The 13,867-nt window shown below is 44.1% G+C and carries 14 protein-coding genes; 6 read left to right on the plus strand and 8 right to left on the minus strand.

The genetic code is table 11. The annotated features are described in order from the left end of the window. Positions 1–243: 243 nt before the first annotated feature. Positions 244–549 carry a hypothetical protein gene (locus tag CFF01_RS02245; protein WP_033539012.1) on the plus strand — a complete coding sequence of 102 codons (306 nt, stop codon included), beginning with the start codon at positions 244–246 and terminating at the stop codon, positions 547–549. 82 nt (positions 550–631) lie between these two features. Here CFF01_RS02245 and CFF01_RS02250 read toward each other — a convergent pair whose 3' ends face one another. From CFF01_RS02250 to CFF01_RS02265, 4 genes are all read right to left on the minus strand, one after another. Beyond that, positions 632–1,000, minus strand: a complete 369-nt coding sequence (locus CFF01_RS02250; RefSeq protein WP_088905853.1) for a DUF6677 family protein — start codon at positions 998–1,000, stop codon at positions 632–634. Between the two features lie 35 nt (positions 1,001–1,035). After that, complete coding sequence (locus tag CFF01_RS02255) at positions 1,036–1,416, minus strand: hypothetical protein (protein WP_088903717.1); 381 nt, start codon at positions 1,414–1,416, stop codon at positions 1,036–1,038. Between the two features lie 291 nt (positions 1,417–1,707). Continuing rightward, positions 1,708–2,118 carry a c-type cytochrome domain-containing protein gene (locus tag CFF01_RS02260; protein ID WP_033539010.1) on the minus strand — a complete coding sequence of 137 codons (411 nt, stop codon included), beginning with the start codon at positions 2,116–2,118 and terminating at the stop codon, positions 1,708–1,710. Positions 2,119–2,540: 422 nt separating this feature from the next. Beyond that, positions 2,541–3,908, minus strand: coding sequence for an MATE family efflux transporter (locus CFF01_RS02265; protein WP_088903718.1), 1,368 nt, complete (start codon positions 3,906–3,908; stop codon positions 2,541–2,543). 226 nt (positions 3,909–4,134) lie between these two features. On the opposite strand from CFF01_RS02265, the gene CFF01_RS02270 reads away from it, so the two are divergent. Next, positions 4,135–4,425, plus strand: coding sequence for a co-chaperone GroES (locus tag CFF01_RS02270; RefSeq protein WP_033539005.1), 291 nt, complete (start codon positions 4,135–4,137; stop codon positions 4,423–4,425). A 57-nt stretch (positions 4,426–4,482) separates the two neighbouring features. Beyond that, positions 4,483–6,132: a chaperonin GroEL gene (groL, locus tag CFF01_RS02275; RefSeq protein ID WP_088903719.1), complete on the plus strand. Its 1,650-nt coding sequence runs from the start codon at positions 4,483–4,485 to the stop codon at positions 6,130–6,132. Between the two features lie 371 nt (positions 6,133–6,503). Here the strand turns inward: groL and drt3b are convergent, their stop codons facing one another. The 4 genes from drt3b to CFF01_RS02295 form a co-directional block, all read right to left on the minus strand. Beyond that, positions 6,504–8,495, minus strand: coding sequence for an antiviral reverse transcriptase Drt3b (gene drt3b / locus CFF01_RS02280; RefSeq protein ID WP_088903720.1), 1,992 nt, complete (start codon positions 8,493–8,495; stop codon positions 6,504–6,506). Next, complete coding sequence (drt3a, locus tag CFF01_RS02285) at positions 8,495–9,730, minus strand: antiviral reverse transcriptase Drt3a (protein ID WP_088903721.1); 1,236 nt, start codon at positions 9,728–9,730, stop codon at positions 8,495–8,497. Before drt3a ends, drt3b begins: the two co-directional genes overlap by 1 nt. An 18-nt stretch (positions 9,731–9,748) precedes the next feature. Next, entirely contained in the window at positions 9,749–10,378 is a 630-nt protein-coding gene (locus tag CFF01_RS02290) for a hypothetical protein (protein ID WP_088903722.1), read from the minus strand. A 984-nt stretch (positions 10,379–11,362) separates the two neighbouring features. Continuing rightward, on the minus strand, positions 11,363–12,412 hold the full coding sequence (locus tag CFF01_RS02295; protein ID WP_088903723.1) for a nuclease-related domain-containing protein: 1,050 nt from the start codon (positions 12,410–12,412) through the stop codon (positions 11,363–11,365). A 109-nt stretch (positions 12,413–12,521) separates the two neighbouring features. Here CFF01_RS02295 and CFF01_RS19105 point away from each other — a divergent pair, with 109 nt between their 5' ends. The 3 genes from CFF01_RS19105 (at position 12,522) to CFF01_RS02305 (ending at position 13,596) form a co-directional block, all read left to right on the plus strand. Further along, positions 12,522–12,701 carry a hypothetical protein gene (locus CFF01_RS19105; RefSeq protein WP_157704925.1) on the plus strand — a complete coding sequence of 60 codons (180 nt, stop codon included), beginning with the start codon at positions 12,522–12,524 and terminating at the stop codon, positions 12,699–12,701. A gap of 31 nt (positions 12,702–12,732) precedes the next feature. After that, a complete protein-coding gene (locus CFF01_RS02300; protein ID WP_088903724.1) occupies positions 12,733–12,969 on the plus strand; it encodes a helix-turn-helix domain-containing protein in 237 nt (78 codons plus the stop codon). Positions 12,970–13,254: 285 nt separating this feature from the next. After that, positions 13,255–13,596 (plus strand): hypothetical protein, encoded by a 342-nt coding sequence (locus CFF01_RS02305; RefSeq protein WP_033538999.1) that lies wholly within the window; start codon positions 13,255–13,257, stop codon positions 13,594–13,596. The last annotated feature ends 271 nt before the right edge of the window (positions 13,597–13,867 follow it).

A 13,867-nucleotide genomic window follows, 5' to 3' on the forward strand; every position in this document is an offset into this window, starting at 1 on the left:
CGACAGGTCTATTTCCTTATCTGCTTAGCTTGTGGCTAAGGTGTCCGCAACCCATGAGCGAGAGTCGCCGAGAGTCAGATATGACCCGGCAATTCGAATTAATAACAAAATTAGGAGCGAAATACTTACCATGCAAAAAGTGTAACAATTTGCATGCTTTACTGTGATCTTGTTCAAAAAATGTGACATTTGGGTTAGTATCTTTGTTAGCTAATTGTGGTCATAAAAAGATTGGAGTACATAATGAAGTTGTTAGCCAGCACGACCTTAGCTTTAGCCTCTTTACTGTTTACAACCCAGGCGCTTGCCGAGAGACCCGATTTCTCCAAGACCGCTGCGGCAAGAGCCGATTACGTTTTTGCCAACAATCCCGTCGCTCAGCATAAAGATCTGCCGCACTCGAGCAGTCGTCATGATTTTTCCAAGACGACCGCAGCCAAGAGTGAGTATCGTTTTGCCGATAATCCACCGAGCGATTTGGTGATGGATGAGCCGAGATCGACTCAGCATGATTTTTCTAAGACAGAAGCGGCAAGAAAACAGAGCTGAATATCACCCTATTGCGAAGGAGCCGACCAGGCTCCTTTTTTTATGGGCGTTTGACCAGGGCTGTAGAGCGATAGTATGCGGCCTACTCTTGTGCAGTCGTGCTCGCTTCTTGCTGCATCAGCTTTTTGCCCTGACGGTAGGCGTCAATGATCCCCACCAACCAGCCTAAGATAAAGGCCCAGGTGGCGACATCGACCCAAAAGGCCTCGCTGCCTTGGGGCACCAGGCTTATCGCCGCATAGATGGCGTTAAATTCCAGTGGCACCTCTCCCGACAGTATCTTATCTGACACCGCCTGCGCGCGATTAACCGCCTGATACAAGAGATAGACCAGCCCGACCAAGCTAATGCAGGAGAGCAGGGTGCCCGTGTTGTAACGCTTAAGGTAGAAATGGCCCGAACCTGGGCAGATGAAGGCCGACATAAGGGCGGCGGTGATAGCTTTATTCATAATATTCGCTTTGGGCCAAGTGGTTATATTCTGCATTATTCCAAGTCAATTCGCCTAATCGCCGCCTTTAGGTGCTCGGCCTGAGCACGCAGCGCCTCGGGGGCCTGGTCGCCATGGGCTGCCAGTTGACTCTCTAGGCCGCTAAGTTGTTGCACCAGCCAGCCGCGAATCATCACATAGTAGCGTGAATCCGTGCCGTAGCGGGCGATCACCTCAAGATGCTCGGCAGATGGCGTCGCGATTGCCTGCTGTAGTGCCTGCACCATGATCCCCAATTCTTGTTGCTCTGTTTGCGCTTGGGTTTGAGTTTGCACTTGGCTTTGCGCCTGGGATTCTTCCTCGGATAGCGCAGGGCTATCGGCACAGCCAGTCAGCAGAAATGCAATCAACAGGGCCAAACTAAACGGGTAACGCATCAGAGTTTCCTAGGAGATATCTTAAGGATGCGTTTGATAATAACAGGTCTTTAGTATCTGTTTATCTTGCGGGGGTAATTTTTGTTCAATCTCAAGGTATTTAGATGACCTCTTAATACAGCGCCTGTAGGCCTGCTCTCATCCCTTACCGTTAGTCTGCGTAGAATCACCGCATCACTTCGGCACTTTATTGTTTAAATGAGATAGGTTGCTGAAAAAATAAACAGGGAAGGTCAACAGACTCTAGATAAAAAGCCACCGCCTTGTGGCGGTGGTTAGCAGGTAGAAAGGCTAGTTCTGTTTAGCGCCTTCATCTATCCAACGTTTGATAATGGCGATCTGCTCGCTGCTAAGTGGCTTTCCTTCGCCTTGCGCAAATTTATCATTGTGGTGTGGTGGCATCTGGATCTTGCTGTCGACCTTGTGGTCTATCGCTAAGTAAAGTGTGCTGGATGCGGCACTGCCGGGAACCACGACTGCGCCCAGCTGAGTTCCGCGCATGACACCTTGATAGCTATCCAGCGCCAAATGAGTGCGTGACATGCCTTCACCTGAGCCTGAATGACAGCTGACACAGGAGGCGGTTAATATGGGCTGTACTTCAGATGAGAAGCTCACCGGCCGCTCACAGCCCGGCAGCGCCGTTACGGCCAATGCCGCTACAAGCAACAGGCGCCTGTCGATGGAGTGATGAGCATACATAGTATCCTCCAATAACCTTGTATTATGTACGGTTTAAGTATAGTCCCGTGAACACAAAAGCACCCAGATCCTATGCTAGGGAAGGTGAGAACAAGTCGTCGCACAGCTCTGGCTTTGATCGCAGCGACAGTTCAAGGCATTCAACTGAGGGCATGCCGAGGCCTGCTGAAGTTGAATAACGCCGAAATGGTGTTGCTATCAAAGCCCCGCAGGGCGAGGCTTACAGCGGTATTTGCTGCGTTACAGTTCTTGCGAAGGACTAGGGCCATTCGCTGCAAACTGTGCCTTGCATCTATCCACTTTAAGCACACGCAGAGCAAGCACGGGACTTATTCGCACCTTCCCTAGGACTATGTTGGCGCTCGCTTGTCTGTAAAGCTGACTTGCCGCCAAGGCTCAGCCTAAACGCCCTTTATCTTTTGCTAACGCTTATAGATCTCGACATGCTTGGGCGTGGTGTTGGGCTCTGTGATACGACTGGCCAGGATATAACAGGCGATACCCATCACGGCATTGGTAATAGGCAGTGCCAGCAAGAGTCCCTTCACCCCGCCTAGATAGGAGCCCAGCGCCGCCAGCGGCAGCAAGAGCAGGAACAGGCGGCAGAGGTTAAGCACCAGTGAACTCATCGGCCTGTGATAGGCGTTGAGCGAGGTGGCGGTGAGTATCACCATCCCCAGCGGCCCATAGGCGGCGGGCAGGGCGATAATGTAGAAGCTGAGCCACTCGATCACCTGAGGATCTTTACTGAACAGCTGGGCGATAGGCGTCGCCATGAGTGCCAGCGGCAGGTAGATGAGCGTCTGAAATATCAGCACGAAACGCAGCGACAGCATCAGGGCCTCGCGAGCGCGCTGTGTCTGTCCTGCACCCAGATTTTGGGCGATAAAGGGCACCAAGCTGGAAGAGAGCGCCATCACGGCGATCAGCAACACAGACTCCAGGCGAGTACCGGCGCCAAAGGCCGCCACCGCACTGTGATCGATGCGGGCCAGCATAGCCATGATGATGGCATTAGCCACAGGGTTGAGCAGGTTCATCAGCGCCGCAGGCTGGGCGATATGGGCAAGCTGACGCCAGTTACAACGAATGCGCTCTAAATTAAACTCGGCAAAATCCACCAGATTACGCTTGATGATCAACAGGTAACCCGACAATGACAGCGCCACTATCCAAGAGATCAGGGTGGCGATGGCCGCGCCCTGAATCTCCAGTCGTGGGATGGGGCCCAGACCAAAGATCAGCAGTGGGTCGAGCACCAGATTGATCAGAGACGCCAGCGCCATGATCTTGGCTGGTGACTTGGTATCGCCGGTGGCGCGTAGCCCCTGGTTGCCCACCATCAGCAGCACCAGCAGCGGCGCCCCGAGATACCAGAGAAACATATAGTCGTGGATCAGCGGCAGGCTGGAGTCGTTGGCACCCAGCAGAGTAAATAGCGGGTCGATAAACAGGCTGCCCAGCAAGGAGATAGCGGCGATCAGCCAGAAGGTGATCAGTAAGGCATCGTGCAAAAAGATTCTGGCCTTGGGGCTGTTACCACTGCCGATAAGGCGGCCCAAGTTGGTCGATACTCCGGCGCCTATGCCGATGGCAATACTGGAGACAATCAGGGTGACCGGAAAGGTAAAACTAATAGCCGCCAGGGCTTCAGTGCCTAGCTGACTGATAAAAAAGGTGTCTATAAGGCTGAACCCAAGAATGGTGAGAATACCAATCAGGTTCGGGAGGCTCATATTTAGCAGTACACGACCGATTGGCTGGCTGAGCAGCCCGTGTCTGTCTCTCATTTAAGTGGATTGCCTTGGTAACAGAAGGAGGGCAATTCTATCAGGAATGGCTGATGTTTTATAAAACCCAGTTAAAAAAAATCAGATTTTTTTTGTAAAGCCCTTGGATCTCATCAACCCCATCCCCATATATCGAACATCCCGCGGCGAAAGGTATGTCGCCGCACTTTATTTTGATAAACCGCCAACGTTTGTTGGGCAAAAAAATCATTAGGAGAGTCCGTAGATGAATATTCGTCCATTACATGACCGCGTCATTGTTAAGCGTTCTGAAGTTGAATCAAAATCAGCCGGTGGCATCGTACTCACAGGTAGTGCAGCCGAGCAGTCAACTCGCGGTGAAGTTCTTGCTGTAGGCAATGGCCGAATTCTTGAAAATGGTACTGTGCAGCCACTCGACGTAAAAGTGGGTGACATAGTGATCTTCAACGAAGGTTATGGCGTGAAGAAAGAGAAGATCGACGGTGAAGAGGTCTTGATCCTTTCTGAATCAGATTTAATGGCTGTAGTGGAATAAACCACTAAGTTACTTACTATCCCGTTTAAACCAGAATTTTATTAAAGGATACAGAACATGGCAGCTAAAGAAGTTTTATTTGGTAATGATGCTCGCGTAAAAATGCTTGCGGGCGTAAACGTACTGGCTAACGCAGTTAAAGTCACCCTGGGCCCTAAAGGCCGTAACGTAGTGCTAGACAAGAGCTTCGGCGCACCACTGATCACCAAAGATGGTGTATCGGTTGCTAAAGAGATCGAACTAGAAGACAAGTTCGAAAACATGGGCGCCCAAATGGTGAAAGAAGTTGCTTCTAAAGCCAACGACGCTGCTGGTGACGGTACTACTACCGCTACCGTACTGGCGCAAGCTATCGTGACCGAAGGTCTGAAAGCCGTTGCCGCTGGCATGAACCCAATGGATCTTAAGCGTGGTATCGACAAGGCGGTTGTTGCTGCTGTTGCCGAGCTGAAGACCCTGTCTCAAGAGTGTAGCGACACTAAGGCGATTGCTCAGGTAGGTACTATCTCTGCTAACTCTGACGAGTCAATCGGTGAAATCATCGCAACTGCGATGGAAAAAGTCGGTAAAGAAGGCGTGATCACCGTTGAAGAAGGTCAGGCGCTAGAGAACGAGCTGGACGTGGTTGAAGGTATGCAGTTCGACCGTGGTTACCTGTCTCCATACTTCATCAACAAGCCAGAAACTGGCAGCGTTGAACTTGAAAACCCATACATCCTATTGGTTGACAAGAAAATTTCTAACATCCGTGAGCTACTGCCAATCCTTGAAGGCCTGGCGAAAACGGGTAAGCCACTGATGATCATCGCCGAAGACGTTGAAGGCGAAGCCTTAGCGACTCTGGTTGTGAACAACATGCGCGGTATCGTTAAGGTTGCTGCGGTTAAGGCACCAGGTTTCGGTGACCGTCGTAAGGCGATGCTACAAGATATCGCTATCTTGACTGGCGGTACTGTGATTGCCGAAGAGATCGGTCTAGAGCTTGAAAAAGCGACTCTGGAAGACCTAGGTACAGCTAAGCGCGTTGTGATCACCAAAGATGACACTACCATCATCGACGGTAATGGTGAGCAAGAGCAGATCTCTGCCCGTGTTGCCCAGATCAAGATCCAGGCAGAAGAATCTACTTCTGACTACGACAGAGAGAAGCTACAAGAGCGTATGGCTAAGCTAGCCGGCGGTGTTGCAGTGATCAAAGTTGGTGCGGCTACCGAAGTTGAAATGAAAGAGAAGAAGGCTCGCGTAGAAGATGCGCTACACGCGACTCGCGCCGCCGTTGAAGAAGGTGTGGTTGCTGGTGGTGGTGTTGCCCTGATCCGCGTTGCCTCTAAGATCGGCGAAGTTGAAGTGGCTAACGAAGACCAGAAGCACGGTGTAACTATCGCACTGCGCGCCATGGAAGCGCCTCTACGTCAAATCGCAACCAACGCGGGTGAAGAAGCCTCAGTGGTAGCGAACAACGTGAAGAACGGCTCTGGTAACTATGGTTACAACGCTGGTAGCGACGTATACGGTGACATGCTAGAGATGGGTATCCTTGACCCAACTAAAGTGACTCGTAGCGCACTACAGTTCGCGTCATCTATCGCAGGTCTGATGATCACTACTGAAGCTATGGTAGGTGAAGTTCCACAAGAAGCTGGTGCCGGCGATATGGGCGGCATGGGCGGAATGGGTGGTATGGGCGGTATGGGCGGCATGATGTAATTCTAGCTGGTTAAAATCGTCTATAGCGGCGTTATCTTGCCACTCGTTTAGACAGCTAAACGTCGCGGCAAGATGCCTTGCTCTAAAACGATTTTTCCTACGCTAGAAACAATGCTGGTCAGAAGCTTAAAAGCCTAAAACCAAGTTAATAAAAAACCGATACTGGAAACAGTATCGGTTTTTTTATGGCTAAGTTTGCGTGACTTTATTGTTTGGAGTCACTTTGCCTCAACGTGAGTTAAATCAATATAGTGAAGTATACAGATGATCCACACCTTAGCGTGTGATCTGCGCCTGGCAGAAGCTGTCCGAAAACAGCGATACATAAATGTATGCGATGTGAATCACCTGAAGTGTTGAGTCTAAGGCATTTAGTAAGGGCTTCGCAATTCCTTTTTCATTAATATTTGAGCCAAATTATCTCGTTGCCAAGTAAAAAACCATTCTCGGCTTTTAATATATTCAAGCACGTTATCATTTGATAATGGTAGCTCTAACTTTACGCAGACGTTAGTAAATAACGTTTTTTTAAACGTTTCACTAAAGAATGGATTAGCGAAGCTATCAAACATCATACAAGTTAGGTCAGTAGAGCTTTTAATTTTCTCGCTATCACTAAGAGCGAATACTTTTAATATTTCTTTTTCTATAAACGAATTGATCGCACGGTGTTCAGACTTGTCTTCAATAAAACTCGATAAGACCATTAGTTGGAAATACCCAAGCTGAGCATCTTCCTTTTTCGTTATTAGTTTTGTTTGCTCGTCGCGTTTAAGATCAAATAAATCGATCAATTTAGATTCTGAAATAGGGTAGTCATCAAAGTTTGTTCTTATAGAAACCAAAAGATTCAAAGTTTCAATAGAGTTGGCCTTTCCTTTATCTTTCATTTTGGAAAGCAGTAACACCGATTCATCGTATATTTTCTTGCGAATATTATCTTTGAATGAAGCATGAGTTACTTCAGTGATCGTGTTCAACCTGACAACTATTTGAGTAATGATGTAAGTTGTTCTTACTCGAATATCCATACTGTAAATAAAAAATGAAATTTCTAAAACAAATAACAATAATTTTAGCAATTGTTCCGTCTTCTTTTCTTCTAAAGATGACTTAACTCTTTCATCCTCAAGTATGCGATAAAGCTTTCGCCTTATTTCACCTAGCGTATAGCCACTTAAACTCTCGTAGCTCACATCATTGTCTTTCACTAGCCTCTTTAAGTTTTTTATAAATCTGTTCGCTTCCCTAGATGGGCTGATAGATTTGATAAAAGAAACATCTTCTTTTTGCTCATGACCATCAGCTAGTAAGTTGTCAAAAGTCTTTGAAATCAGGTCTTTTGCATCCATTTTGGCAATTGTCAAACCTGTAATAAATGGTACTTCAACAAATTCAGTTTTTGATTCGTTTACAAACAGTTTAAAGTCTTCAAGTTCGCCTAAAACCACATCGAGTATTTTCTTTGCCGTCGTTTGGCTTTTTGTATACAGGAAATAATCGTCAACATAACGTCTAATTGTGTAGTCGCTGTCAAACCGCAGTTTTAGCTTACTTTTCACCTTTTCTATAATATTAAGATCGATACGCTGTAAAATAATTTCTGCAAATATTCTAGAAAATTCTGGACCTATTATTATTCCACTGTCTTCATCTTCATTAGCCTTTAGCATTAATTGCTCAAACTGCGATTCTACTGAAAAATATTTAGAGTAACGCTTAGCAAATTCTTTGCCTTTTATCGCCCATCCAAAGCTAGGGACAAATATGTTATGAAAGCATTTTGAAATATCAAACCGTGTTAAGTGTTCAAACTTTTTTTCTATTCTGTGTGATTCATATGAATCATAATACTTATAAAGGAAATTGTATTTCTTGTAGGTAAAGTAAGAACTTGCAAACTTAGATTCCTTATCAAATCCATCTTTTTCTATTTCTACACCTTCACGGGTTTCAGGCTCTGAATAATTAACAAGCTCTTTTTCATAGAACCTAGAAGCGACACGACTTGGTGCTCGCAAACTCATTGGGCTTCTAGAGCAAAGCTCTGTAATTAGTGAGTCATAATCTCTATATAAGTTTGAAATCTTAATCTGAACGGCGGGGTGTGGGACTGATAATAGTCTTTTACTTTTTGAGTTCTTATGAATTCTGTAGTTGTATGGCTTCGTATAATTATCATAGTCGAAGAACTTTTTAATGAAATTGGCGATTGATGGTTCAACTGAGCTTGAAGGAGCCTCTTGCCCTTTAAGATAGTGGTAAACACCTTCATTTAGAAAGTTAATAGGAACTTCATACGGTAGGGTGTCTGTAAGTATAACTCTAAGATGATCGTGCTTATCAATTTTAACTTTACCCATTACCAACACCTCTTTATTTTTTTGTTTAAGTCATTGGTAAAGCTGTTCATTACTCTATTTTTAAAACCAAATTGAAAAGATATAGCTTCAATTTGTTTAAGCCTAGCGTCGCTGATAGTACCACCGTGATTTTTTATTAATTTCATTGCAGAATAAGCTGGTTCTTTACTTGAGTTTATAAACTTTCGATAAAAATCGTCGAGCTCTTTCAGCTGAGAATGATTGTTTATTAAAGGGTAGTTATAGTAAATTCCTGATTTTAATTTAGTTCTTTCAATATCGCCGATAATGTATTGATTAGCGCTTAAAAATTTCAGTCTGGCTAATAAAAGATTAAATCTCCTATCTCTTGAATAAGCGCGAAATGCTCGACGAACGCGCTCTTTTACTTTGTTAACTTTTTTATTACTTATGAATACTTCAACTTTTCTTTCGATTCCAGGCTTCCTGGAGTAATTGTTTATCCGTAATTTGTAACCAAGATAGTCAATATCAGCCGACGCTCCATTGCTTGGATCATTAAGTACAGTGTAAAAACTTTTATCAGTGTTTAGTGTTAGTTCCTTCGCGGAAACCTCAAGCCTTTCCTTCATCATAGATTCAAGCTGAGAGAGTTCACCTGAGTAAAACACTATGATGTCGTCAACATACCTAGCATAAAAGTAAACTTCACTATCAAGCTTCATTTGCTTATCAAAATGACGAATCCTAATTTCTGATAATGTAGAACTAAGCGACATCCCTCTAGGTAATCCTTGAATTCCTTGACTAGCAAGCTGCTCATCCCATTGTTTCAGTACCATCCTATTTTGGTGTGATAGTAGCCATTCCTCAGTAATGAATTTTACAATGGATGTTCGATCTAATGATTCATAAAAGTCTTTGATATCAAGACGAGCGATGGAAACTGGCTGAGAGTCTTTGGCTAAAGCTATAGTCTGTTTGACTATGGCATGTCGATCAGATGGTCTAACTTTAAACAGTCGGCGAATATTATCATTTAGTTTTTTAGCGACTAGCTCATCGGCGGCACTCGCAAATCCCCAACCATCTTTACCCTTAAATGACTTTTTTACGAACTGAGAAAATTGGTACTCGTCAGCAGTGAACTTTCCTTCAATTTGCTCGTAGGTATCAGCAACAAAATGTGTATATTCAGTACCTGGTTGAAATTTTTTCCACGTATTAATACCTAAAAGCTTTATCGCTTTTTCAGAAACTGATTGATCTAGCATGTAAAAATCCTTTTCTTTCTATTGTTGTTGCTCGTCCTTCGAGACCACTAAAGCTAGATAGTTATAATAAACAGCTTCTTCCATATGGTTCTTAAAAACTTGAGAGCGTTTTAAAAATTGATAGGCGCAAAAGGCTAACAAAGCATTAATAGAAATGTTGATACAGTCGAATTTAAAAAGGATACAGTTAATTATAAATATTAGAGCTAGCAATACACTCATACTTCTGTAAAAACCAAATCTAGCCAAAAATATATCGTGATTTGAGTTTTGAAATTTAAGCTCAACAACTGCTTTGCAATACCTATATAAGTTAACTGAATCGATTTCATCATCAGGGAGGTGACTTTTTACTGTATTAACTAAGGATTCTTTGTTTCTTATTTTTCGTGGCTTAAACCAAGTAAGTTTTTCGATATGTTTAACTAGCCAATTTGCAATAGGCTCAATAAACATGCCGACTAATAAAAATACTATCGGAACTATAATTACTAGGCTTCCAGAAAAGTCTTTTAAGTTTTTTGCCCAGCTAGGGAAAGGAATGGATAAGCCATAAAATAGATAAAATGCGGCTGAGAAAGATGCAAAGCAGCCTACGGTTAAGTAGGTGCCGATATCCCAAAATGATAATTTCCCCTTTTCAAACATAATTAATTATCCTCTTGATTTTTATTATTTGAATTAGCTGTTGAGACTGTGTAATTTAGCTAATAATGTTCTGTAGTGAATCATAACAAGATTAGATATGAGCTACTACAGATAAATTGATTGTGAAAAATCTGGAAAGTGTTACGTTGAGAGCTGATATTTTAGGAAAAATATTCGTAAACAGCTATTTTTCTGGTAAAGGTTTACAAGTTTTAGTTTATAAAGCTTTCTAGATTTATTTTAGAAACCACCAGTGTTGGTTCCTTGAGAATTACAGTTAACATCAACCCCCGCTCGAAGGAGATTTCCGCTTCGTCTCGGGTCGCAAGGGATTGATAAGGGCTATTGCTCGTAGAGCGTTTATGAGCGCGAACCATGGATGGTGAGCTGGCTCTTTTGCATGGACGCAATTGCCTGTCGAAACGGCCCCTTTCCCTCGGTGTGGTGTGGAACACCACGACTTTAACCAAGCGTGGCTTGGCGGCTATCCGATATTCGACAGCGATAGCTACCGCAGAGAATCCTAGCTATCCCAGAGCGATAAAAGATCAGATTAATCTAATAAAAACATAAAGCTATCAAGCTGCCGCAGATAAAACCTTATCCAAGGTCACAAACTGTGCAGTTTGCTTAATGTGCTTTGCTATTGCGTTAAAGTTGGCTGAGTCAGAGCCAGAGAGGGGAGTTTGAGGTGAGGTGTGAAAAGCTGTCCTTGCCTTATGCAGCTCTTTTAAGAGCGGCGCCATCCCTGACATTCATTCGCGTACTTTAGTGAACGCTTAAATCTTGTTTTATCAACAAAAACTTAACTTATCCTACAATATCGCCGCCGCGTAAGGCAATAGTTAGCAAGGTACTGCTTTGGTATAGTCGGCTATTGCCTGTGTTGCGTTACCGGTCAAGTTACCTGTTTATATCCATTTAGGGTTCGGGCCTGGCGTTTGTTGAAAGTAAAGTTCGATATCTAATTCTTGCTCGTTAATCCTAAATCACCCGCTGACTAAAGCTGCAATCTTGGCAGTGTAGCGTGTAAGTTTCTTGTCTTTTCTGTACTCGGGTAAGTTTGCTTTGGCATTGAGGACAGTCCTGTTTCATGGGCGTGTTTTTAGTGCACTGGTTGCAGTGGATGTAGTATCCGTACTTACCATACATTGGCTTGTAATTGGCTGATTCACCGCAGTACTTGCACGTCAGTTTTAATTGAGGGACTGCATGATTTTGTGGCGTAAGATAAGGGGGATGGGCTTCTTGTAGCTGCATTATGGGCTGTGGCTGAGCTGCCTGTTGCAACGATTGCGTCTCTAGGAATATAGCTTCAGCTTCTTTGATTTTTGTTGGTTCTTCTGTCGACTCTCTCGATTCGGATTGCTCTTGCGTGCGCTCGCTATTGATGTCTTGATTAATTAAGAAGTCGCCAATCGAGTTGAGTTCATTTTGGCTAAAGTCCGCCCGTGTATCGGTAAAATCAATTAGTCGAGTAAGCTTGCTCTTGAGATTCATTATCTCGTTGAGCTTATCGACCAGAAACTCGGTTTTCACTAGCTTTTCTGAGACTTTCTTAGGCATGGTGTTGCGATTGATTATTGCATCGCTGGATACTGCGCAAAGGTGATCCCATCTTCGCAGTCTAAAGCCCTGCTGTTTGATGCCCAAAAGCTTCCCTAGAATCTCACTGCTGTGATGCCTCAATAATTGCAGCAAAAGCGCCTGTTGGAGTTCGACTTGTTTGATGGGTGATGCCATACCAAACCAATTGCCCTGGTGGCTGCGAGTCCACTCTTCCTGTTGGTTGACTTTAACCTGACCTTTGATGCTCTTTGACTCAATTAATACAAAACCATAGGTGTAGATAATCAGATGGTCGATCTGCGCCGTTTCATCATTAAACCTGAATTTGAAGTCATTGATGACCAACACTTGGGGATGATCTTTGAAGGCGCGGCGTAGAAAGAAAGCAACGTCCTGTTCTTGCTTTTGTCCAGCATAGGCTTGTGCGGAATGTACTGTTTGAAGTGACTTGTTTTTCAGAATCATTTATCAATTGCATCCATTCACTGCTCAATAATGAGCAAACTGATAATGGGCAAGTGTATCTGATTTCATCTAGGTGACAAAGCATTGAAGAGTATTCAGGATTTTCTATATGGATAAAGAATATGCGTTAAGAGCTAATGTTGCTGTTGTTGATAACCAAGGCGCAGGTGCTGTTCGTAGGGATAATGCTGTTGGTCCTAGGGCTTCGATAACACTTTCTCATTCTGTACGACTCAAAAAGTGTATGTTGCTACACTTTTATGTTGAATCATTCCTTTATCGTGGCTAAAGTGTAGCAAAGTACACTTTATGATGATCTTATGAGCTCCTCGTTAAACCAAGATTCGTTGGGATTACTGATTAAAACCCGCAGGAAGGAAGCGGCGCTGACTCAAGAGGTGGTGGCAATGTTGTGCGGTGTCACTAAGAAAACCTTAATTCGTGTCGAGAAGGGGGAAGATGTCTACATCTCTACCCTATTCAAGATACTCGATGGTCTGGGGATTCGGCTCTCTGTTGAATCAAAGTCGGATGCCGGCTCAAGTGAGTGGTACTAGCTATGGCTGAATCACCAATCCTTGTGTTAGATATGCTTCTCTGGTTGCAGACTCTGGGGGTGAGAACTCCACTAGATCAAACTCTATCAGGTAGTTCTTTAAGCACGTCAATGGCTACATTCGAACGACAATATCAAGCGTAACCTAGCCTAGGTAGCCTGTTCTTTTTCTCACCCGTATTCAACTTGTGATCTTAAAAACTTGCAACTATCTTAAATATTGCTTGGTTAAATTTTATGCAATCAAGGTGTGTATTGCATACTTGTTTAAAGTAAGGATCACACAATGAAAAAGCTCAGTTTTATCCTGATTACCATGGTACTTGCCGCCTGCGCATCGTCTCCAGAGCCTGTAACTTGGAAAGGTATGTCAGAACGAGATATTGTTGCTTGGAAAGACATAGGCTTTAATGCTGAACAGGCACAAGCTTGGCGACAAAACGGATTCACTCCCGAGCAGTCTAACACTTGGTCTAAAGCCGGATTCGATCTCAATAGTGCAATTGCATGGAGTAAGCAGTCTTTTAATGCAGAAGAAGCAAGTAACTGGAAATCAGGTGGTTTCGACTTAGAAACCGCGATTAAGAGTCGAGAACAAGGCCTGACACCGCTCAAAAAAGAGATGTGAATCAGTCTAAGATAACTTGTTTCTCACATAACATGCTGAATCAGTAAGTTTTAATAAGGTAACTTTCGGGAGGGCAAATACGGCAGTATTTGCCCTCGTCATTTTCTTGCGCGTTTATCCAATAGATGGGGCAGTTATTACCTTACGAATGAGAAGTGGGGGCTTAGTCAGGCTCCTTAAATCAAGTCGCTTTAACCACGTGCTATAGCGCACATACTGAGGACACCTTGGTGGTATCCTCGACTCTGTCGGTAGTATGCTCGGCGATGTC

Origin of the sequence: Shewanella marisflavi, assembly GCF_002215585.1 — a bacterium.
GTDB lineage: Bacteria > Pseudomonadota > Gammaproteobacteria > Enterobacterales > Shewanellaceae > Shewanella > Shewanella marisflavi.